The sequence below is a fragment of the Altererythrobacter aquiaggeris genome, from assembly GCF_037154015.1.
Lineage (GTDB): Bacteria > Pseudomonadota > Alphaproteobacteria > Sphingomonadales > Sphingomonadaceae > Aestuarierythrobacter > Aestuarierythrobacter aquiaggeris.
Genome location: NZ_JBANRL010000001.1, coordinates 643,868 through 665,165, shown reverse-complemented (window position 1 = coordinate 665,165; position 21,298 = coordinate 643,868). Strand labels below are relative to the sequence as shown.

18 protein-coding genes and 1 tRNA gene are annotated in these 21,298 nt (G+C 57.7%); 9 read left to right on the top strand and 10 right to left on the bottom strand.

The genetic code is table 11. The features are described from left to right. Positions 1 to 188: 188 nt before the first annotated feature. Positions 189 to 902: an ATP-dependent Clp protease proteolytic subunit gene (locus WFP06_RS03175; protein ID WP_336985795.1), complete on the bottom strand. Its 714-nt coding sequence runs from the start codon at positions 900 to 902 to the stop codon at positions 189 to 191. Between the two features lie 214 nt (positions 903 to 1,116). Here WFP06_RS03175 and WFP06_RS03170 point away from each other — a divergent pair, with 214 nt between their 5' ends. The 3 genes from WFP06_RS03170 to WFP06_RS03160 all read left to right on the top strand — a co-directional run bounded on the left by WFP06_RS03170 (position 1,117) and on the right by WFP06_RS03160 (position 6,250). Next, positions 1,117 to 2,649, top strand: coding sequence for an amidase (locus tag WFP06_RS03170; protein ID WP_336985794.1), 1,533 nt, complete (start codon positions 1,117 to 1,119; stop codon positions 2,647 to 2,649). Between the two features lie 91 nt (positions 2,650 to 2,740). After that, positions 2,741 to 4,858: a TonB-dependent receptor plug domain-containing protein gene (locus WFP06_RS03165; protein ID WP_336985793.1), complete on the top strand. Its 2,118-nt coding sequence runs from the start codon at positions 2,741 to 2,743 to the stop codon at positions 4,856 to 4,858. A gap of 60 nt (positions 4,859 to 4,918) precedes the next feature. Then, positions 4,919 to 6,250 carry a cation:proton antiporter gene (locus WFP06_RS03160; protein WP_336985792.1) on the top strand — a complete coding sequence of 444 codons (1,332 nt, stop codon included), beginning with the start codon at positions 4,919 to 4,921 and terminating at the stop codon, positions 6,248 to 6,250. A 54-nt stretch (positions 6,251 to 6,304) separates the two neighbouring features. Here the strand turns inward: WFP06_RS03160 and tig are convergent, their stop codons facing one another. Then, the gene (tig, locus tag WFP06_RS03155) at positions 6,305 to 7,867 is read right to left on the bottom strand and encodes a trigger factor (RefSeq protein ID WP_336985791.1); all 1,563 of its coding nucleotides are present in this window, start codon (positions 7,865 to 7,867) and stop codon (positions 6,305 to 6,307) included. Between the two features lie 85 nt (positions 7,868 to 7,952). Next, positions 7,953 to 8,037 (bottom strand) — tRNA-Leu (locus tag WFP06_RS03150). Between the two features lie 129 nt (positions 8,038 to 8,166). On the opposite strand from WFP06_RS03150, the gene WFP06_RS03145 reads away from it, so the two are divergent. Then, a complete protein-coding gene (locus WFP06_RS03145) occupies positions 8,167 to 8,481 on the top strand; it encodes a DUF3297 family protein (protein WP_336985790.1) in 315 nt (104 codons plus the stop codon). A 6-nt stretch (positions 8,482 to 8,487) separates the two neighbouring features. On the opposite strand, the gene WFP06_RS03140 is transcribed toward WFP06_RS03145, so the two are convergent. Then, the gene (locus WFP06_RS03140; RefSeq protein WP_336985789.1) at positions 8,488 to 9,201 is read right to left on the bottom strand and encodes a CHAP domain-containing protein; all 714 of its coding nucleotides are present in this window, start codon (positions 9,199 to 9,201) and stop codon (positions 8,488 to 8,490) included. Between the two features lie 148 nt (positions 9,202 to 9,349). Here WFP06_RS03140 and der point away from each other — a divergent pair, with 148 nt between their 5' ends. Further along, a complete protein-coding gene (gene der, locus WFP06_RS03135; RefSeq protein ID WP_336985788.1) occupies positions 9,350 to 10,756 on the top strand; it encodes a ribosome biogenesis GTPase Der in 1,407 nt (468 codons plus the stop codon). 7 nt (positions 10,757 to 10,763) lie between these two features. Here der and WFP06_RS03130 read toward each other — a convergent pair whose 3' ends face one another. Further along, positions 10,764 to 12,068: a DUF418 domain-containing protein gene (locus tag WFP06_RS03130; RefSeq protein WP_336985787.1), complete on the bottom strand. Its 1,305-nt coding sequence runs from the start codon at positions 12,066 to 12,068 to the stop codon at positions 10,764 to 10,766. Positions 12,069 to 12,170: 102 nt separating this feature from the next. Then, a complete protein-coding gene (locus WFP06_RS03125; protein WP_336985786.1) occupies positions 12,171 to 13,253 on the bottom strand; it encodes an SPOR domain-containing protein in 1,083 nt (360 codons plus the stop codon). A 314-nt stretch (positions 13,254 to 13,567) separates the two neighbouring features. Between WFP06_RS03125 and WFP06_RS03120 the strand changes: the two genes are divergently transcribed. The 3 genes from WFP06_RS03120 to WFP06_RS03110 are packed head-to-tail and all read left to right on the top strand — an operon-like array spanning position 13,568 to position 16,320. Next, positions 13,568 to 14,272, top strand: a complete 705-nt coding sequence (locus tag WFP06_RS03120) for a ParA family protein (protein WP_336985785.1) — start codon at positions 13,568 to 13,570, stop codon at positions 14,270 to 14,272. Between the two features lie 23 nt (positions 14,273 to 14,295). Continuing rightward, positions 14,296 to 14,874, top strand: coding sequence for a hypothetical protein (locus WFP06_RS03115; RefSeq protein WP_336985784.1), 579 nt, complete (start codon positions 14,296 to 14,298; stop codon positions 14,872 to 14,874). Positions 14,875 to 14,901: 27 nt separating this feature from the next. Next, positions 14,902 to 16,320: an SPOR domain-containing protein gene (locus tag WFP06_RS03110; RefSeq protein WP_336985783.1), complete on the top strand. Its 1,419-nt coding sequence runs from the start codon at positions 14,902 to 14,904 to the stop codon at positions 16,318 to 16,320. A gap of 66 nt (positions 16,321 to 16,386) precedes the next feature. On the opposite strand, the gene WFP06_RS03105 is transcribed toward WFP06_RS03110, so the two are convergent. Both WFP06_RS03105 and WFP06_RS03100 read right to left on the bottom strand, forming a co-directional pair. Further along, positions 16,387 to 17,619 (bottom strand): dihydroorotase, encoded by a 1,233-nt coding sequence (locus WFP06_RS03105; RefSeq protein ID WP_336985782.1) that lies wholly within the window; start codon positions 17,617 to 17,619, stop codon positions 16,387 to 16,389. Between the two features lie 2 nt (positions 17,620 to 17,621). Further along, a complete protein-coding gene (locus WFP06_RS03100) occupies positions 17,622 to 18,659 on the bottom strand; it encodes an aspartate carbamoyltransferase catalytic subunit (protein WP_336985781.1) in 1,038 nt (345 codons plus the stop codon). 115 nt (positions 18,660 to 18,774) lie between these two features. On the opposite strand from WFP06_RS03100, the gene sppA reads away from it, so the two are divergent. Beyond that, complete coding sequence (gene sppA, locus WFP06_RS03095; protein ID WP_336985780.1) at positions 18,775 to 20,652, top strand: signal peptide peptidase SppA; 1,878 nt, start codon at positions 18,775 to 18,777, stop codon at positions 20,650 to 20,652. Positions 20,653 to 20,732: 80 nt separating this feature from the next. Here sppA and WFP06_RS03090 read toward each other — a convergent pair whose 3' ends face one another. After that, positions 20,733 to 20,990, bottom strand: a complete 258-nt coding sequence (locus tag WFP06_RS03090) for a hypothetical protein (protein ID WP_336985779.1) — start codon at positions 20,988 to 20,990, stop codon at positions 20,733 to 20,735. A 34-nt stretch (positions 20,991 to 21,024) separates the two neighbouring features. Then, positions 21,025 to 21,285 (bottom strand): hypothetical protein, encoded by a 261-nt coding sequence (locus WFP06_RS03085; RefSeq protein WP_336985778.1) that lies wholly within the window; start codon positions 21,283 to 21,285, stop codon positions 21,025 to 21,027. Positions 21,286 to 21,298: the final 13 nt, after the last annotated feature.

The following is a 21,298-nucleotide window of genomic DNA, read 5'->3' as shown; positions in this document are numbered from 1 at the left end:
TATCCCGAATCCGCTGGAAATTTACCGCGCGGATTGGTCGACTGTAACCCAGCCTAATGATTAATCAACGGCGCTAACTATTTTGGCTGCCATCCAGCCATGCGTAGCCCCTGTTCGATTGATACCCGCTGAAGCGGGGTGGTTACCAAAATGCACCGCCCCGCCCAATCCATGTGTCTAGAAACAAATCACTCTGGCGCGCCGCCCGAGCCTTTCTCTTCGTCCTGTTCGGTGACTTCATTTTCCGGCCGTGTTTCAAACACTTTGTCGACAATCCCGAATTTCATGGCTTCGTCGGCTTCCAGGAATGTGTCCCGGTCCATAGCCTTTTCAATGTCTTTCAGGCTCTTGCCGGTATATTTGACATACAGATCGTTCATGCTTTTCTTTATCCGCAATATCTCGCGGGCCTGAATTTCAATATCGGAAGCCATCCCGCGCGCTCCGCCAGATGGCTGGTGGATCATGATCCGCGAGTTGGGCAACGCGACTCGCATGCCTGGTTCGCCGGCAGCCAGCAGGAAACTGCCCATCGAAGCGGCCTGACCCATGCAAACCGTCGAAACCCTCGGTTTGATATATTGCATCGTATCGTGGATTGCCATGCCAGCCGTCACAACGCCGCCGGGTGAATTGATATACATGCTGATCGGCTTGGAAGGATTTTCGCTTTCAAGAAACAACAGCTGTGCGGTGATTAGCGAAGCCATCCCGTCTTCCACCTGCCCGGTTACAAAAACAATGCGTTCGCGAAGCAGGCGGCTGAAAATATCGAAGCTGCGTTCTCCGCGGCTTGTTTGCTCAACCACCATGGGGACTAATGCGCCAGTGGCAGCATCAGTTGTGAACTGGCCCTGCGAGCCATATGCTTCTGGGCCGTCAGAGCCGAACAGATTGATCATGAAAAACCTCGTTTGATGTGTCGAGACGCTATGTCGGCTCTCACCCGGTGATGTTCAAGTGCATTAACCCCCTTATCCGTTTCAATCCCTGCGCACGGCCGTGCCGGCTATTCACAGCGTTCCTGGTTGACGGCATTTACAGGCGGGCGCCATAGGATGGGTTTAAATTGGTAACCGGGTTGCGCTGCCGGTCCGGGCGCGCCAGACATGAATAATGAAAAAACCGGTCCTTGCCTCGCTCGTTATAATCGCGATTTCGACCTCTGCTTGCGTGCAACAGGATCTGCAAACCACCAACCCGGGAATCGCAATAGGCGATGAAGATATCGGCGGTGAAGCGCGCGCGCTGTACTATCGCCAGCGGATTGCGGAAATTGACGATGCCGGTCCGCGTCTGAACGCTGTAATTTCATTAAACCCTCAGGTGGCGGCCCAGACACGTGCAGCTGCGGCGTCCGGCTTGCCGCTTGCCGGCCGCACTGTTCTGGTGAAGGATAATATTGAAACGCGCGAACTGCCCACAACTGCCGGAAGCCTTTCTCTGGCCGGTAACAACACGCGCCGCGATGCCCCGCTGATTGAGCGGATGCGCGCGAACGGCGGGGTTGTTCTGGGGAAAACCAACCTCAGCGAATGGGCCAATATCCGCTCCACCAATTCAACCAGCGGCTGGAGCGCCGTTGGCGGGCAAACGAAGAATCCGCACGCATTGGACCGCAATCCCTGTGGCTCTTCATCAGGAAGCGGGGCGGCCGTCGCGGCTGGTCTGTCCTGGGCGGCAATCGGCACCGAAACGGATGGCTCGATCACTTGCCCAGCTTCCGTAAACGGAATTGTCGGGTTTAAACCAACGGTTGGCATGGTCAGCCGGACGCATGTTGTCCCGATCAGTCATAGTCAGGACACTGCCGGTCCGATGACCCGCAGCGTAAGAGATGCGGCCATGCTCCTGAATGCCATTGCAGGCAGCGACCCGTTGGATCCGGCAACTGCCGAAGCGGACACGCGCATGACCGATTTTACGACCGGATTGGCCTCCGCCTCACTCGGCGGCAAGCGAATTGGGGTATTGCGCAAGCAGGCCGGCGAGCGCGCTGATGTCATTCGTATTTTTGAGCAGGCGATCGCAGATATGCGCGCTGCGGGCGCGAAAATCGTCGAGGTCGAATATGAACCGAGCGAAGCAATGGGCCGCGACGAATACACCGTCCTGCTATATGAATTGCGCGAAGATCTTGGCAAATATCTTGCCGCTTCGCCCGCCGATATACCTGTCAGGTCGCTCGCCGACGTTATTGAGTTCAACGCGGCCAATCCCGGCGAGGAAATGCGCTTCTTCGGGCAGGAAATTTTTCTGCTTTCCGAACAGACCACGGACCGCGAGGCTTATCTCGCGGCGCGAAGTAACAGCCTCCGATTGGCCGGAACAGACGGGATCGACAAGCTCCTTGCCGAAAATAGGGTAGATTTTCTGGTTGCGCCCACAACTGGCCCTGCATGGCCGATCGACCTGGTTTACGGCGACAACTACCCAGGCAGCATCGGTGCGGGCAATCTGGCGGCAATTGCGGGCTACCCGCATCTGACAGTCCCGATGGGATCTGTAGAAGGGTTACCGGTCGGGCTTTCGTTCTTGGGTGCAAAATGGAAAGATCATAGCATCTTGCAGGCCGGTGCGGCTTACGAACGTGCCCGATCCGCGCAGTTGCTGTCACCCAACCTCCAGATATTGCGCTTGGTCGATTAACAGTATCGGCGACATCTGCGGACGGATTTAGACATTCCCGCTTGTCCGGCGCGGGTCCCCAATCCTGCCTTGTGGCATTGGGAGAGTAACTTTGCGCAGATCCGGGATTGAAATTGGCACCGCTACGATTCTGGTCTTGCTTGGTGCGTCATCTGGTGCTGCATTTGCGCAAGGCGTATCGTCAGAGACGCCAGCAGCCGGACCCGCCGGATTCGCAGGCGATGCGGCAATTCCAGCAGGGCCCCCTGCCGATTCTCGCGTTTTCCAGCCTGATTATTTCGCGCAGTTCGCGCCCCGCAACGCGCTCGACATGCTTCGCCGTATTCCGGGATTCGAGGTGCGTGGCGACAGTGAGGGGCGCGGTCTTGGTCAGGCTTCCACCAATGTACTGGTGAATAGCAAGCGGCTGTCTGGGAAGAGCGAAAGCACGAGCGCGCAGGTTTCGCGCATTTCTGCCGGCGATGTCATTCGAATCGAGTTGGTTGACGGCGCGACCCTAAAAATTCCCGGGCTCACGGGGCAAGTGGCCAACCTGATCGTGGACGTCAGCAATGTGTCTGGCCAGTTCGAATGGTCCGGTGAAGTGCGCCCGCTGACAAATGCGAACTATTTTGGCCGCGCAGAAGCGTCAGTCTCCGGTGCAACAGGAAATCTGGAATATACTGCTTCGATAGCGCACCGCGGCTTTCGCGGTGGTGCAGACGGTCTGATTAGAGTCACCGACGGCGCAGGGCAGCCGATCGAGCTTCAGGATTTCAGCAATCGGGCAAACCGCGATTCTCCCAAGATGACAGGCAGTCTGAAGTGGACCCGGGGCGAATTGGCGGGCAATCTCAACGCGAGCTACCAAAGCGGGAAATCCACACAGCGGTCACGCGAACTTACCGGCGGGGTCGCTACGCTCGACCGGGACCGCATCCGTACATTTGAAAACAGCGATCCGGAGTATGAACTGGGCGGGGATATCGAGTTTGGCGCAGGACCGGGCAGGTTGAAACTTGTCGCGCTTCAGCGGGGCGATAAAGACGATTTTGTAGATACGGTCAATGAAAGCTATTTCGGCGCAGATGAACCGTCCGGAAGCAGATTTTCCGCTAACAGCGAGGAGATCGAACGCATTGCCCGGGCGGAGTTTAATTGGGCTTGGGGCGTTGCAGACTGGCAAATATCGGGTGAAGCCGCATTTAACCGGTTAGATCGGGTAGCTGCGCTCTTCGAACTCGGTACGGCGGGCGACTTTTCCGAGATCGAATTTGCGGACAACACTGCCGGAGTGACTGAAGACCGCTACAATGGTGCGATAAGTTATGGCCGTCCGCTTGCGAAGAATTTAACCTTGCAGCTGATTGCCGGGGCAGAATACTCTACATTGAAACAGTCCGGCCAGTCTGATGTGGAAAGGAGTTTCTGGCGTCCCAAAGGGTCGGCGAATCTCGCATGGGCGGCCAAAAAGGGGCTGGATGTGTCATTTCAGGTCGAGCGTGCGGTGGGCCAACTCGGCTTCGGCAGTTTTCTGGCAAGCGTGCAAGTGAACGATGATATCGCCGATGCCGGCAATTCCGATCTCGTCCCGGAACAGAGCTGGAATACCGATCTGGAAATCAAAAAAGCGGTAGGCAAATGGGGTTCGGCCACCCTGCGCCTGTTTGACAGGCAAATATCGGACCTGGTCGAAATCATTCCCATTGCGGGCGGCGGCCAATCACCGGGCAATATCGACAGCGCCTGGCGGCATGGCGTAGAATTCGACACCACCATCGAACTAGGGCCGCTGGGAATGAAAGGGGCCAGGGTGGATCTGTCGATCGAATTTCAGGAGTCGTCAGTTGCCGATCCGCTGGACGGTGTCCAGCGCCCGCTCAGCAATATCCAGCACCGCGAGTTATTTCTTGGCTACCGGCACGATATTCCGAAAAGCAGCTGGGCTTACGGCGGGGATTTGTATCATTCGAAACGCGGGCCTGGTTATCGATTGACCGAGTTCGCGCAGGAGAACGAAGGCCCGCTTTTTGCCTCGTTATTTGTGGAGCACAAGAATATTTTCGGCATGAAGGTGAATATCAACGCGAGCAATCTGCTGAATGCAGATCTAGATTATCGCCGAGTGGTGTTCGCCGGCCTGCGCGATACATCTTCCATAGCCTTCACGGAAAAAGGAGGTTTGAAATTCGGCAGGATCGTCAGGTTCAGCGTGTCCGGAAGTTTCTAGCGGCACGAATTAGGGGCGCAGTCATTGACCCCCTTCGGATGCGGTGTTTAACCACCTCTGATGGATCCACGTATCGTACTTTTTGTGATTTTCGGTCTTGGCTTGGTCGCTGCTGTCGGGCTGGAAAGCTGGCTTTCGCGCAAGAGCTTCCTTTCCCTGCCGATCGTCTATGTCGCTGCGGGGTGGGCGCTTTTTTCATTGCCCCTGGGGCTGCCTGTCCTGAACCCGGTGTCTGACGGAGCAGACACTGTTGCTTTCGAGTATATTACCGAATTCATCGTTATCGTTTCGCTGGCCGCAGCAGGCATCGCGATCGATCGCCCAGTGACCTGGGCCAATTGGCGCCAGATCTGGCCGCTGCTGGCCATTACAATGCCCTTAACCATTGTACTGGTCGGCCTGCTTGGCTGGTGGGTGCTTGGCCTTGCACCTGCCAGTGCATTGCTGCTGGGCGCGGCGCTGGCACCCACCGATCCGGTCTTGGCCCGAAGCGTTCAGGTAGGGCCGCCAGGGGATAATGAGCGTCACGATGTCCGCTTCAGCCTGACGGTGGAAGCAGGGCTGAACGATGGTCTGGCCTTCCCCTTCACTTATCTGGCGATCGCAGCCGCCGGCATGAGCGGACTTGGTGTATGGACGCTTGAATGGTTCGCGGTGGATGTCATCTGGCGCATTTCCGCAGGGATATTCATGGGCGTTGTGATCGGGCGAATCGGTGCCTGGTACGTGTTCGAAAGAATGGCAGAGGGTAAAAAAGCAGATCGGGACAATAGTCAGCAGCAGCTGTATTCCACAAGCGAAGGACTCATCGTGCTGGGTACCCTGTTACTCGCCTACGGATTGACCGAGCTCATCGAAGGATACGGATTTATCGCTGTATTTGTTGGAGCGGTCACGGCCCGGCAGCAGGAAAACCGCAACCGCTATCACAAGATGGCGCACCACTTTATCGACCAGATCGAAAAAATCGTTCTTGTTGCTGTCCTGTTTGCATTCGGGGGACTTTTGGCGGGCGGTATTCTGGATGGCCTGGGTTGGCGCGAAGCAGCGGTGGGAATGCTGCTTATCGTCGCCATCCGGCCGCTTGGCGGCATTCTCGCTGAACTGAATTGCAATTTGCCATGGCACGGGAAAGCAGCGATCGCATTTCTGGGAATTCGCGGAATGGGGTCGCTTTACTATCTCGCTTACGCGCAGAACCACGGGGCTTTCAGCGATATCGACACGCTTTGGGTCGTAGTAAGTTTTGCGATCGTGGCTTCGATTGTCATCCACGGAGTAACCACCGTCCGCGTCATGAACAGCGTCGAACACGTCGGTGCCCACATTCACAAGGGCGAGAGCGCGGAATTGGCGCCCCACAGACCTGAAGATCGCGCCACAAACAGCTGACGGCCTGTCTCCCGGTGGAGAAACAGGCCGCCAGCAGCTATCGAAAATTCCCGCTTATTTTTTCTTTTCCGAAGCCTTTTTTGGCGAAGCCTTCTTGGCTGCAGGCTTCTTGGCTGCAGACTTCTTGGCTGGAGGCTTCATGGCCGAAGCTTCATCCGCCTTGGTTGCAGCCGCTTTCTTGCCGGGCGCTTTTTTGGCAACAGGCTTTTCGTCAGCTTTTGTCGAAGTGGCTTTCTTTGCGGGAGCTTTCTTCGTGGCCGGAGCCTTTTTCTTCTGGGCGGGCGCGGTGTCTTCAGCCTCGATCGCCGCTTGCAGTTCGTCGCGGGTAACCTCGCGTTCTTTTACGTCGGCCGTTTCGAACAGATGATCGACGACCTTATCCTCGTAAAGCGGTGCGCGGATCTGCGCAGCGGCCATCGGCTCGTTCTGCACGAACTGGAAAAACTGCTCGCGTTGATCTGCGGGATATTGCTGGGCCGCCTGCTGCATAAGCATCTGCATTTCCTGCTGCGACACTTCCACACCGGCCTGTTGACCAATTTCCGATAACAACAGGCCGAGGCGCACGCGGCGTTCGGCGATGTTGCGATAATCGTCCTTTTCAGCTTCGACTTCCTTCAGAGCAGCGGCCGGATCTTCCTCGCGCGAGGCTTCCTGTTGCAGCTGCTGCCAAATCTGGTCAAATTCGGCGTCAACCATGCCTTCCGGCACTTCAAAGTCGTGACTTCCGGCCAGATGATCAAGCAGCGAACGCTTCATCGCTGTGCGGGTCATGCCGGCAGTTTCCTGCTCCAGCTGACCGCGCAGTAATTCTTTCAACTTGTCCAGACTGTCGAGGCCCAGACCCTTGGCAAATTCGTCATCGATCTTGACGTCACCCGCAACTTTCACAGCCTGGACGGTGATGTCGAAAGTGACGTCTTTGCCGGCCAGATGTTTGGCCTGATAATCGGCAGGGAAAGTCACGTTGATGACTTTTTCATCACCGGATTTCGCGCCGACAAGCTGTTCTTCGAAACCGGGAATGAATTGCCCGCTCCCCAATTCGAGCGGTGCGCCCTCTGCCTTGCCGCCTTCGAAAGGTGTGCCATCCAGCTTGCCAAGAAAGTCGATAATCAGCTGGTCACCGTCTTTCGCCTTGCGGCCTTTCGGCGCGTCGCTGAAGTTCTTCTGATTTTTGGCAAAATTTTCAACCGCTTCATCGACCTGCTTGTCGGTTACCGGAACAACCAGCTTTTCCAGCTTCAGTCCCTTGGTGTCCGGCGTGCTGATTTCAGGAAGGATTTCGAGCTCCAGCGAGACTTCGGCATCCTTGCCTTGCTCGTAATCTTCACCAAGTTCGATCTTGGGCTGCATCGCAGGACGCAATTTTTCGGTAGCCATTACATGATCAACCGATTCGCGAATCGTATCATTCAAGGCCTGTGCATGCATCTGTTCGCCATGCATCTTGCGAACCAGATTGGCAGGAACCTTGCCCGGACGGAAGCCGGGCATGTTCATCCGCGGCGCAACCTTCTTGATTTCGCTTTCGATACGAGCGTCAATCTCCGTTGCCGGGATCGCCAGTTTATAGGCGCGCTTGAGGCCCTCGTTTGTGGTCTCGGTGTGCTTCATGGTTCGAACTAATTGCCTTCTTCAAAAACCTAACTTGCGCTGCGTGGCTACTGGATAGCAGCACAAACATTTGACATGTGCTGAATGGTGCGGGCGAAGGGACTCGAACCCCCACATCGTAAGATACTGGTACCTAAAACCAGCGCGTCTACCAATTCCGCCACGCCCGCATGCTCAGCGCCTTCGCGAACAGTCGCGCGCCTTTATCGGGGGTGGCGGCAAAGGGCAAGCGCGGCGAACTATCAAATCGCACCGATGCCGTCTTGCGATGCAGTGCAAGCAGCCCTACTGGCAGCGTTATGAGCGACGAAACCGAACAAACCAACGAAACGGTACAGGCTGATGTCTCTGCCGATACACCGCCTGACCATTTGGCGATAGACCCGCGCAGCCCGCACTTCGATCAGGAAGTCTTGCAGCGCGGTGTCGCGATCAGGTTCAAGGAGCGCCAGCGCACCGATATCGAGGAATATTGCATCTCCGAAGGGTGGATCCGCGTTCAGGCAGGAAAGACGCTGGACCGCAAGGGCCGCCCGCTAACGCTCAAGCTCAGCGGCCCGGTCGAAGCCTGGTTCGAAGATCTGGGTGACAGTCCGCCCGTCGCCAAAAAATAATCCTGCCTAATACCGCGCGATAGCTTCGGCTATCGGATCACGGCGGCTATCAGGTTTGGCTCGCGTAGTTTGCCGGACTGCCGCAGTACGCTGAATACCTGCTGGCTTTGCCATCCCGGAAAAGGCGATCAAAAAAGCCTGCGAGCTTTGTGCCTTCGCGGGCGTAGCTATCGCTAGCTGCACCGGGCTTACAGACATCTGCCGGGGATTCTGTGCATAGATAAAGCCGTTTACCGGCCACGCCGTCCGGCCCAGTGCCTGCAGCGGATGATACCACACGCGTACCGCGCTCCAATCATTATCGGCAGATACATCGACTGCACGAACATCGTCTTCTATCTGACCGCGGCGCCCGTTTATTGGCGACCAGTTGGAGTGTCGCAGCAGAACCGTCCGCTGATCGACGATTTGGCTTACAGCTGCCACGTGGCCAAGCTCCATTGCGCGGTTGGGACGAAAAGACATTACCGCGCCTACCTTGGGTTTATTTCCGCGTGCAAACCGCCCGTCTGCCTGATCCCACCAGGTATGTGCATCACCAAATATCCGAATTCCAGAAACCTGGCGGGCATAAGGAACGCACTGCAGATATGCCGGCAATTCCGCGCCCTGCCGAATGTTCGTGTCGTCTTGCAGGTCGGCGGGCTGTTCTGCGGCGGCGACAGACGGTATCATTGCGATAGCGCCCAGAAACGAGATGTTGGCCAATGTCTTGATCATGGTTCAGGGGGTATGAAGCAGGACGGTTCACACGCGGCTGCGAATTATGGTTAATGGTTATTAACGGTAAAATGGTTGGCCGCGAAAACAGGGCGTCCATCATGCCAGACTTGCCAATTTGACCGCCAGAGCCCAACTGCGACGCGATATGGCCACCTATAGCAAACCAGAAGTCGTCATTGTCGGGCGCCCCAACGTCGGCAAGAGCACGATGTTCAACCGTCTCGTTGGCAAAAAACTTGCTCTCGTGGACGATCAGCCCGGCGTAACACGTGACCGCCGGATGGGCGATGCGGATATACTCGGCATGGAGTTCACTCTGGTTGATACTGCCGGGTGGGAAGACGAAGATGCCGAGACGCTGCCCGGACGGATGCGCAAACAAACCGAAGTGTCGATTATCGGCGCCGCTGCCGCTCTGTTCGTTTTCGATTCGCGGCTCGGGCTTACCCCACTTGATGAAGAAATTGCCCGCTGGCTGCGCGAACAGAGCGTTCCGGTGATCGTTGTCGCCAACAAGGCTGAAGGCAAAGCCGGCGAAAGCGGTATTCTGGAAAGCTATTCTCTCGGCTTGGGAGAGCCGGTGCCATTTTCGGCAGAGCATGGAGAAGGGACAGTTGAACTGTTCGAGGCACTGCGTCCTATTCTCGAGCCGGATGGTCCGGTCGAAGCCCCGCCCGAATTCATTGACCGTGACGAGCATGGCGATGTCGTCGCCTCCGGTCCGCTGAAGCTGGCCATCGTTGGCCGCCCGAATGCCGGAAAATCGACGCTGATCAACCGACTGCTCGGCGAGGACCGTTTGCTTACAGGTCCCGAAGCGGGGATCACGCGCGATTCGATTGCCGTGGACTGGTTGTGGACAGATCCGGACAATGGAGAATTACGCGAAATCCGGCTGATCGACACGGCAGGTATGCGTAAAAAGGCAAAGGTCACGGAAAAGCTCGAACGGTTGGCTGTAGCCGATGCGCGTCATGCAGTGGATTTTGCCGAGGTTGTCGTGCTGCTGCTGGATGCGACGCAAGGTCTGGAATCGCAGGATCTCAAGATCGCTGCCCACGCGCTCGAAGAAGGTCGTGCGTTGATGATCGCGATCAACAAATGGGACATCGCCGAAGACCCGAGCGGCCTGTTCAACGGTGTCCGTGCCGCATTGGAGGACGGGCTGGCACAGGTTCGCGGCGTTCCGCTGTTTGCTGTCTCGGCCAAAACCGGCAAAGGGCTCGACCCGATGCTGTCCGCCGCGTTCAAATTGCGCGAAAGCTGGTCAAAACGTGTTCCCACTGCGGCGCTCAATCGGTGGTTCGATGATGCGCTGGAAGCCAACCCGCCGCCTGCCCCCAAGGGCAAGCGTATAAAGCTGCGCTATATTACCCAGTCGAGCACCAGGCCGCCACGCTTCGTCGTGTTCGGATCGCGGCTCGATATGCTTCCCACAAGCTATGAACGATATCTGGTAAACGGGATTCGCAAGCAGCTAGGCTTCGATAGTGTCCCTGTCCGCGTCGTGCTCAAGAGCGCAAAGAACCCGTACGCCCCGACCAGAAAGTAACTCTGGTTCAGCGTTTCAGCGGAAAGACCTTGAGATAAGTCATGCACCGCCATAGCCATTCCAGCGGACCATAACGGAAGCGGTCGAGCCACCATTTGGACCACAGCAGCATCAGGACCCAGACTGCCAAAACAACGCCGAACAGTTCGAGACGGTGCAACTCGCCAAACAGGCCAAGGCCCCATCCATGAAAGACGGGCAGCAGAATAATCGAAGTGCCAAGGTAATTGGTAAATGCCATTCGGCCGGCCGCAACAAATCGCTGTCCCAAAGCCGTTTGTGTCGCAGTTGGCGCCCATAAAGCAAACAGCGCCATCAGGCCGATCGACATGAATATGGCTGGCAGGCCCAACAGGCCCTGGAAAGCGAACATGACCTGAAAAAACGGGAAACCGGAGGCGGCAGTCCATAATGCGATCGGGGCAGTAAACAGCATTCCGCCGATCACACCGGTCCAGCCCCAACGTTTCATTTTTACCGGATCGAGCGTGCCGTTGAAGAACCCGTAGCGATACAGCGCCATACCCATCAGAATTAGCGCGAGTGTTTCGGTCAAACCGACAAAGATCAGTTCCTGAACCAATTGCCCGGTTTCGTTTTCGATCGTGTCCGCAACGATCGCGGAATAACTATCGCCAGTGAACAATGCCGTATCTGCCCTCGAATCCTCCAGAATTTCAGCTGGTGCGGCAGCAATCTGCTCTCGCGCCTCGGGCGGCAACTGGGCGGCTACATCCGGATTGACTGCGGCGAGGTAATTACCCCCCATCATACCAAGCATCAGTAGCGAACCGATGATGTACACAGCGATCCCCGTGATGAGTTGTGTCTTGGCTTTCCATTTCATCATCGACAGCGCGATGATGCCCCATAGCGCATAGACGGTCAAAATATCGCCGCGCCAGATAAGAAAATAATGGATCAGGCCAAAAACTGCGAGAGCCACAAGCCGCCTGAATTGCAACCACCGCGAGGAACCCCGTGACCACGCCCGCTCCATGAATAGGTAAATTCCTGCGCCGAACAGAAGCGTGAACATGATCCGGAATTTGTAATCGATGAAGATCATCTGGAATACCCAGACGGCGCTGTCAGTTTGCGTATATCCGCCCGTCAGGGCTTGCGGCCAGAAATAGGCCATGAACGGCTGACCGAATGCAGTGATATTCGCAAACAGGATCCCCAGAACCGCGATACCGCGGATGAAATCCAGACTGACGATGCGGTGATCGCTCTTGACCGGCTGGTCAGGTGTCGCTGCCAGTTCGGCATTCTCCAATGCAGCAACCTGTTCCTGTGTCGCATCAACCATCGAATTCCCCCATCAATAGGCTGTCTTAGTGAAGCAAGACAGCCTGAACGGCAAGTACGCCGGTCGAGGGATCTCCACCGTTAGTCGTCACCGCACTGGATATTAGCGGGTTACGATACATTCCTGTCCGGAACGCTTCAGTGCAGAACACGCACCGGCCGCCTCTGCGCGCGAGGCGAAACCACCGGCCAGCAATTTGGTCACGCGCCCGGCTGGTACGAGCAGACGCGTTTTGCCCGCCAATTCCGGGTGCAGCGATAACCGCTCCCACAGCGTTGTGGCGTTTGATTTCACACCGAATGCCCCCAGCTGGACACGCCATGGGCCCTCCGCTGGTTTGGCAACTACGCGCGCTGACGGGGTGATAGCAGGGAACTGGTCCGGATGTGTTGCGCCAGCCGCTTGCGGCCGGGCGAAATCCGCACCTGCGGTAGCGGGGCTATGGGTGCCGGTTACCCGCGCAGCCTCTGCAACAGCTGCCCGCGCTTCTGCGATCGACGAAGATACCGTTTCCGAAGGGGCTACGTTTGCAGCCACAATGGGTGTCGGCACCCGCGCGGCGGAATTTGGCAACGGCGCGGTCACAGCCGGAGCCGTTGAGGCAGTCACCGCGACCGGAGCCGCGCCAGGCGGACTGCTGCCAAGATCAGCTGCCGCAAGCTGCCGGGCGCGCGTCGCATCGGCTTGCGTACGTAGAACCGCTGCCAAGGCAACGCCCTGTTGGCGCTGGTCCAGCGGAATATATTCGTCCATTTGTTTCAGAGCCGGCACAGCCTGCGCCAGTCCGGTTGCGTTGGCAGCACTCAGCAATGCGTATGCCCTTACCCAATCCTTTTCCACCAGATCGCCGTTGAAATGTGCGACACCTACAAGATACTGCGCGCGGGGATCACCGCGCAGTGCCGCTGCTTGCACGTATGGCAGCGCCTGCCCGCGTCGTCCGTCCTGAAACAGCAGAAGTCCGTAACTGTCGGCAGCCTTGATGTGCCCCTGGGCAGCAGCCTTAGCATAATATTCTTCTGCCTTGGCGGGATCGGGGGATACGCCGCGTCCAAGCCGGTAAGCCTGCGCCATATTGAACTGCGCATCAGCGTCACCCTGTGCTGCCGGGCCCTGCCATTCAGCAACTGCCGCTGGATAATTGCCCGCGCTCCAGGCCTGCACGCCCGCTTTCACATCAGCCATTGCTGGCGCCGAAAATGCCAGCGCCGCTGATGCCAGAAATACTTTGCTTATACGGTGTCGTGTTGAATTCATCATTTCGCGGTCCCTGCTATCCGGTCGCATTGTCCCGTATGCCTATAGTGAACAAGCCGTTAGGAAAGGGTTTCCGTGTGAAATTCCGCCTTCCCGCGCACTGAACAACCTCATCAAACCACCCTTACCCTATTTGGACGTTAACTTAAAATTAGGGGCGTTCTGCGATTTCACCTTTTGAACTGCCGTTTGATGAGATCGGCGGAATTAATCAGGGGGATCAGACCTTGCGGGTTCTGGCAATGGCATCACAGAAGGGTGGATCGGGCAAAACGACCTTGTCCGGACACCTCGCAGTACAGGCACAGCGCGCTGGCGCCGGACCGGTCGTACTAATCGATATCGATCCACAAGGGTCGCTGGCCGACTGGTGGAATGAACGCGAAGCGGAATATCCTGCATTTGCCCAAACCACCGTAGCTCGTCTCGCCCATGATCTGGCAACCTTGCGGCAGCAGGGTTTCAAACTTGCAGTCATCGATACGCCGCCCGCTATCACCCTGGCAATCCAGTCGGTAATTGCAGTCGCTGAACTTATTGTCGTTCCGACGCGTCCCAGCCCGCACGATCTTCGTGCCGTGGGTGCGACAGTCGATCTGTGTGACCGGGCCGGCAAACCACTGATTTTCGTAGTCAATGCGGCGACCCCCAAAGCAAAGATCACATCGGAAGCTGCTGTTGCACTTTCCCAGCATGGTACAGTGGCGCCGATTACGCTGCACCACCGCACCGACTTTGCTGCTTCGATGATTGACGGGCGAACTGTCATGGAAGTCGATCCTGATGGCCGTAGCGCGCAGGAGGTGACTGCACTGTGGAATTACGTTTCCGACCGGCTTGAAAAGAATTTCCGCCGCACAGTCTTCGCTGCGCCCGGCAGCGTCCAGCAAATCCAGGGCACGCATCAGCGTCCCGTCGGTGGCTTTGGCCGCCGGGTAGCACAGTGAACACAGGGACGCGGGACACCACCATGAGCGATAATAATGCCTTCGCGTCGCTCAGCCCGACGCTGCTCGCCCGCAAGGGCGGAGCCAAACCGGCGATGCGCCCACAACTGGCCAGCTCGCTGGCTGCATTCGACGGCCCGGCTACGCGCGATAACGCCGCCAACCTCGAAGATCTCGGCTGGAACGACATGGGGGAAGAGGAGCATCAGCCGGTCGCCGGGGTGCTGGCCCTGACGCCCGAACCAGCCAATCCCCAAGTCGAAGAACTGGTCCGCATTCAGGACGAGGAAACGGCGAAGGCTCTGCGGCCCGAAATATTAAAGCAACAGGACGTTATTGCGCGAAGGTTCGCCGAGATGACCACGTTTGCAGCCAACGAAGATAATGCACCGGCACCGCAGCGGCCGCGCCGCTCTGCACTGTCGCGGGGCAGACGGGCTGCATTCACATTGCGGCTCGACGCCGATCGGCACCTGAAACTCAAGCTGGCAAGCACGATCAAGGGCAAAAGCGCGCAGCAGCTGGTGACCGAAGCGCTCGACAGGTTGTTAGGCGAAATACCTGACCTGTCGGCTCTGGCCGATCAAATGAGACGCAGTTGAAATGGATTTTTCGAAGGGGAAAATTAAATGACCCAGACCGCTAAACGTTCGAAATTGATGGGCCTTGCGCTCACCACCGCTCTGGCCACTTCGGCCTTGAGCGGCTGCACGACTAATGCTGCACCGCAGTCGGCTGCTTCAGCCAGCAAGGCAGAACATGCGCTTGCCAAGGGCGCGACATCGCAAGCAATCCAGCATGCCGAGGCTGCTGTTCTGGGCGATCCGCGCAACGCAGCGTTCCGCGCCATGCTGGGAGCTGCCTATCTGGAAGCTGGCAGGTTCGAATCTGCTGCAACAAGTTTCGATGATGCGATGTCGCTGGGCGATACTGGTGCCCGCACCGCTCTCAGCTTTGCCCTCGCCAAAGCCGCTACCGGCGATTACGCAAAATCAATTGCAGTGCTCGACGATTGGCAGGCTGATATTGCCGCTGCCGATCTCGGGCTGGCTCTTGCTCTGTCGGGTGAGCCGGATCGCGGTGTCCAGGTGCTCGCCAACGCCCTTCGTGGCGGCGAAAATACTCCCAAAGTTCGTCAGAATCTGGCGTATGCCTATGCGCTCCAAGGAAATTGGCGGGCCGCCAGGCTTATGGCCGCTGAAGACGTTCCGGCCGACCAGCTCGATGCGCGAATCAGCCAGTGGGCACAGATGGCCAAGCCGGAGGATTTTCAAAAACGCGTAGCAGGATTGCTCAGCGCGCCGATCATCACCGATAGCGGGCAACCCTTGCAATTGGCGCTCGTCAATACACCTTCGGCAGAACAGATGGCGGTCGAAGCGGCTGCATACTCCCAGCCGCAGGTCGCTGGCGCCGCACCGGTAACAGGCGGTAGCTATGCCTTCGCACAGCCTGCCGGTGAATTGCCGCCGACAAGTGATGTCGGCTTTGTCGCTGACGCGGCTATACCCGTACGTGAAGTGCCCGTCCCTGTAGCAGCGGTAAGCGAATATCCGGCTCAGGCAATTGCCACGCCCGAAACGTTCGAAGATGCGTTTGATACCCCTGCGCCATCGGGAGCCAGTCCTGCAGCTGTGTTGATGGACACTGTCAGATTCGTCAACAGTGCAGCCGTCCAGACCGCGCCGGCACGCCTTGGTGCTACCGTAGCGGCAGAGCGAAGCCGTGTCGCAGATGGTTCAGATACCACCGCAAGCGGTGATCATCTGGTCCAGCTTGGCTCATTCGCCAGCGAGCGCGGTGCAAAACGCGCTTGGGGTATTTATGCCAAGCGCTATCCCCAATTATCGCAGCACGATATGGTCATCAGCAAAGCCATCGTCCGCGGCAAGACCTATTGGCGCGTGTCCGCAGCCGGTTTTGGCAAGCGCGCTGCAAATTCGATGTGTTCGACCGTTAAAGGTCAGGGTCATGGCTGCTACGCCTGGGCAGAAGGGCGTCCGATGGCGGGCGCTGTCGACAGCGGCATCCGGATGGCGCGGCGCTAAGCCGCAAGCTGTTCGAACGAAAAAAGGCTCCTTCCGCAAACCGGTTGGAGGTTTTTGCCTTAGAGATCAGATCGAGATCCTGACCCCGCCCTTGAACAGCGCGGTGGCCCTGCCCTGTACGGGTTGGCCATCGAACGGTGTGTTTCCCGCGCTGGCAGTCATTTTGCGCGAATCCACGATCCACGGTTTTTCAGGATCGACCAAGGCGATGTCGGCTTCGAAACCCGGAGCCAATGCTCCGGCCGGAACGCCAAGCAGCGTGGCAGGGTTGGTCGCCAACAGCTCGAATGCGCGGCCAATATCGATCACACCGTCGCGCACCAGCGTCAGCGTCATTGTCAGCAAAGTTTCAGCGCCCGCCATACCGGGTTCAGCATCGCCGAAGGGCAGGCGTTTGTCTTCGGGGCCGCGCGGATCGTGCCCCGATGCAATCACGTCAATTGTCCCGTCTCCGATGGCTTCGATCACTGCCTTACGGTCGCCATCATTCCTGAGCGGAGGCGATAGGCGCGCAAAAGTGCGGAAATTTGCGGTCGCAAGATCGGATAACATGAAATGGGCGGGCGTGACACCAGCGGTAATATTGATCCCCCGCAGCTTTCCTGCCCGGACCAAATCAAGTGCCGCAGCCGTGGTTATCTGCCGGAAATGCACCCGCGCGCCAGTCATCTCTGCCAGTGCTATATCGCGGCTGACCGCCAGCGCCTCGGCTTCCGCAGGAGCCGCAGGCAATCCCAGCCGGGTTGCCATTTCACCCGCAGTGGCTGCTGCATCACCAACGATTGCGGCGTCTTCTGCGTGCGTAATCACGACCATATCCAGCATGGCGGCATAGCGCAGCAGACGCAGCATCAGGCCGCTATCGCCGACCCATTTGCGGCCGGTCGCAACGGCGCGCGCTCCTGCATCCTTCATCATCGCGATTTCGGCCAGTTCGCGCCCCTTAAGACCGCGCGTTGCCGCAGCCAGCGGATGGACCCATAGATCGGGTTTACCGCTATAGGCTGCATATTGGATGCGCGCCCGGTAATCGAGTGGCGGCGACTGGTCGGGCATCAGCGCGGCGCGTGTAATCCCGCCGAAATGGCAAGCAGCCTTATCGATGCTGAACACACCGACATCGACGATGCCCGGCGCGATAAAAGCGCCCTTCGCATCGAAAATTTCGTCGTCTGCTTGCGGTGCCACATCGCCGAGCGCAGCGATCAGTCCGCCATCCAACCGCAGCGCGCCTTCCTTGACCCCGTCAGGGGTTATCAGCCTGCCTCCGGTAATAATCAGCGGGGACGCCTGCCTCATGCTCACTTCCCCTTTGGTCCTGCACTGGACCAACCGGCTATGCCGCGTCCGCGTCTGGTGAGCACATCAAGACACGCCATCCGCAGCGCAACGCCCATCTCCACTTGCCGCGTAATGATCGAACGCCCGATCATGTCGGCCACTTCGCTATCGATTTCCACCCCGCGATTCATCGGCCCGGGGTGCATAACCAGCGCATCATCAGATGCCAAAGCCAGTCGCTTCTGTGTCAGGCCGTAAAGATGATGGTATTCGCGGGCAGACGGAATGAATTGGCCCTCCATCCGTTCGGTCTGAAGCCGTAGCATCATGACAACTTCCGCGCCCGCAATGGCAGCTGCGAATGTGTGTGTGGCCACAACGCCCATCGCGTCGATCCCTTGCGGCATCAGGCCGGGAGGCGCGCAGCAAGTCACCTGTGCGCCCAGCGCTGTCAGGCACAGGATGTTGGACCGCGCCACACGGCTATGCAGAATGTCGCCGCAAATCGTAATCTTGAGACCGGTGAAGTCCTCTGCGGACTCCCCGCGCTGCCTCAGCGCGTGACGGAGCGCCAAGGCATCGAGCAAACCTTGCGTCGGGTGTTCATGCTGCCCGTCACCGGCATTGAGCACCGGACAATCGACCTTGTCTGCAATCAGCGCTACCGCCCCGGAACTGCCATGCCGGATTACGATTGCATCGGCCCGCATTGCATTGAGCGTGATGGCAGTGTCGATCAGCGTTTCACCTTTTTTGACTGACGACTGCGCGGCATGCATATTGACGACATCCGCGCCCAATCGCTTGCCCGCGATCTCAAAACTAAGCAGTGTGCGGGTCGAATTTTCAAAGAACGCATTGATGATTGTGAGCCCAGCCAGTTCGTCGGCGTGTTTGGATGGCTGGCGGTTAAGCTCGACCCATTGTTCAGCTTCATCGAGCAGGAACAGGATTTCATGACGCTCCAACTGGGCAATTCCCAGCAAGTCGCGGTGCGGGAAGGCCTCTCCCCCCGCTGGATAACGGCCGGATTGCGATGGAGTTTGCGTCGATGTCATTAAAGCGATGCCCTTAGTCGAGTGATGTCGGCGGCTCAAGCGGATTCATCTGGCGCTAGGGCGCCCGCATCCCTAACTAGGTTGAAACAGGCATTTTCGGGCAAGGAAACTAGGCATGGCGTTTGCGGGCAAGGTATGGCGGCTTCTGGTCGGCATAAAAGACGGGCTGAGCCTGATATTCCTGCTGCTTTTTTTCACGCTTCTGTTCGGTATCCTTACGTCCCGACCTAATCCCGGCCAGGTTCGCGACGGCGCGCTTCTGCTCGAACTGAAAGGTTCTGTTGTCGAGGAAAAATCGCAGATCGATGCACTTGGAGCGTTGCTTTCAGGAACTGTCCCACCGGGTGAATTTCAGGCGCGAGATCTGGTCCATGCGCTCGAGCGTGCGGCTACCGATGACCGGATCAAAGCGGTGGTGCTCGACCTCAACCTGTTCCTTGGCGGCGGCCAGGTGCATCTCACGGAAATAGGCGAGGCGCTCGACCGGGTGCGCAAAGCCGATAAACCTGTGCTGGTATGGGCCACGGCTTATACCGACGATTCAATGATGCTCGCCGCACATGCGACCGAAGTCTGGGCCGACCCGCTAGGTGGGGTGATCATCGCGGGGCCAGGCGGGGAACGCTTGTATTACGGGGCTTTGCTTGATCGCCTGAAGATCAATGCCCGCGTCTATAAGGTCGGCACTTACAAATCTGCGGTCGAACCTTATGGCCGCAACGACATGTCGCAGCCTGCGCGGGAAAATTACGAGGCTCTTTATGGTGCATTGTGGGAAGAGTGGCAGGCCAACGTGAAGAAAGCCCGCCCTGCAGCCAAGCTGGATCTCGTGACAAAAACACCGGCAGACTGGGTCGCGGCAAGCAAGGGCGATCTGGGGACTGCTGCGCTGGCAGCTGGCCTGGTGGACAAGCTTGGCACGCGCATCGAATTTGGAGACCGGGTAACCGAACTTGCGGGCAAGGATAGCTGGGATGATACGCCGGGTGCCTATGCAAATACCGAACTGGATACCTGGCTGGCTGACAATGTACCGGTCACACCAGGCAAAGCGATCGGAGTTATCACCATCGACGGCGAAATCGTTGACGGTGACGCCGGACCCGGCACTGCAGGGGGCGACCGGATAGCCGAATTGCTCGACGATGCGCTAGGCGATGATCTGGCTGCATTGGTGGTCCGGGTCAATTCGCCGGGCGGATCGGTGTTTGCAAGCGAAGAAATCCGCCGGGCGATCATGCGTCACAAAGACAAAAAAATCCCGGTTGTCGTCTCGATGGCCAATGTCGCAGCAAGCGGCGGCTACTGGGTGGCGACACCTGCCGACCGGATATTCGCCGAGCCCGAAACGGTTACCGGATCGATCGGCATTTTTGCAGTCATCCCGACTTTCGAGGATGCCTTGGCAGAATGGGGCGTAAATGGTGACGGCGTTCGCACCACGCCATTGTCCGGACAGCCTGATTTGCTGACCGGCTTTACGCCCGAAGTTGACGCCATCCTGCAAAGCACGGTCGAGGACGGATACAATGATTTCCTCACGCGAGTTTCAAAAAGCCGCAATATGACAACCGCACAAGTCGATGCAGTTGCGCAGGGCCGTGTCTGGGACGGCGGAACTGCGCGCCAGCTTGGCTTGGTCGATCAATATGGCGGGCTGAATGATGCGCTAGTCTGGGCAGCATCACAGGCCAATCTGGCAGAGGGAGACTGGCACGCCAGATTTTTGGGCGGCGATGTGCCTATGTTCGATTCTCTGCTGCGTCAGATGATGACCGGAGATGATGCCGAAGCGCGGGTCGGAAATGATATATTCGGCCTGATCGCCAAGCGTCAGCAGGCGTTGACGAATACTTTAGCAAGTGATCTTGAACGGTTGCTTGGAGGTCGGGGTATGCAGGCCTATTGCCTTGAATGTCCGGCAGAACCGGTGGCAATCGACCAGTCGGACGCCGGATTGATCGGACGGTTCATGAGAATGGTTTCCAACTAATCTGACTTGGTAGCGATGAAAAAAGGCGCGAGCGGCAAGTGCCGCTCGCGCCTTTTATGCAAATTATCAAACCCGGTAGCTTAAATTGCGTTTGGCTCGACAACCGGTGGTTGACGGGTTGCGAGCATGTCGGGGGTTTTGGAAATCTCATCCTTCTTATCAAGATGCTTCTTGAAGAAATAGCCGCCTGCCGTAACTGCGATGAGCGTAGGCAAGCTAAGCCGTTTGGCGATCATGGCCGCACCGACACCCAATGCCGCACCCGACGGCCCACCAAGGCCCTTGGTCGTTTCCGCCAGCTTCGATCCGGCGATAGCGCCGATTAATTTACCAATCATTTCAATCTCCTTTGGCGGATAGAACGGCTTGGCGTCATGATGGTTCCTCGAAATTTCGCTGGCGCCGGTCGCGCCGTCCGTTAGTCGAAAAGCTGCGCGGCTTGCGGTCATGTTCGCCCGTTGCGAAAATGACGGTATCGCAGCCAGCAACCTCCGCGGCAGCGTAGCGATCCCATGTCGGGTGGATAAAATCTGGCCGCCCCCAAACCAGCACTGCGTTCCAATAACGATCATCACGAAAGCTGACGAAATGCACTGCGGGGCGGATTGCCGGAGGATCGGTGCCATTTGCCACTGGCGCATTTGAA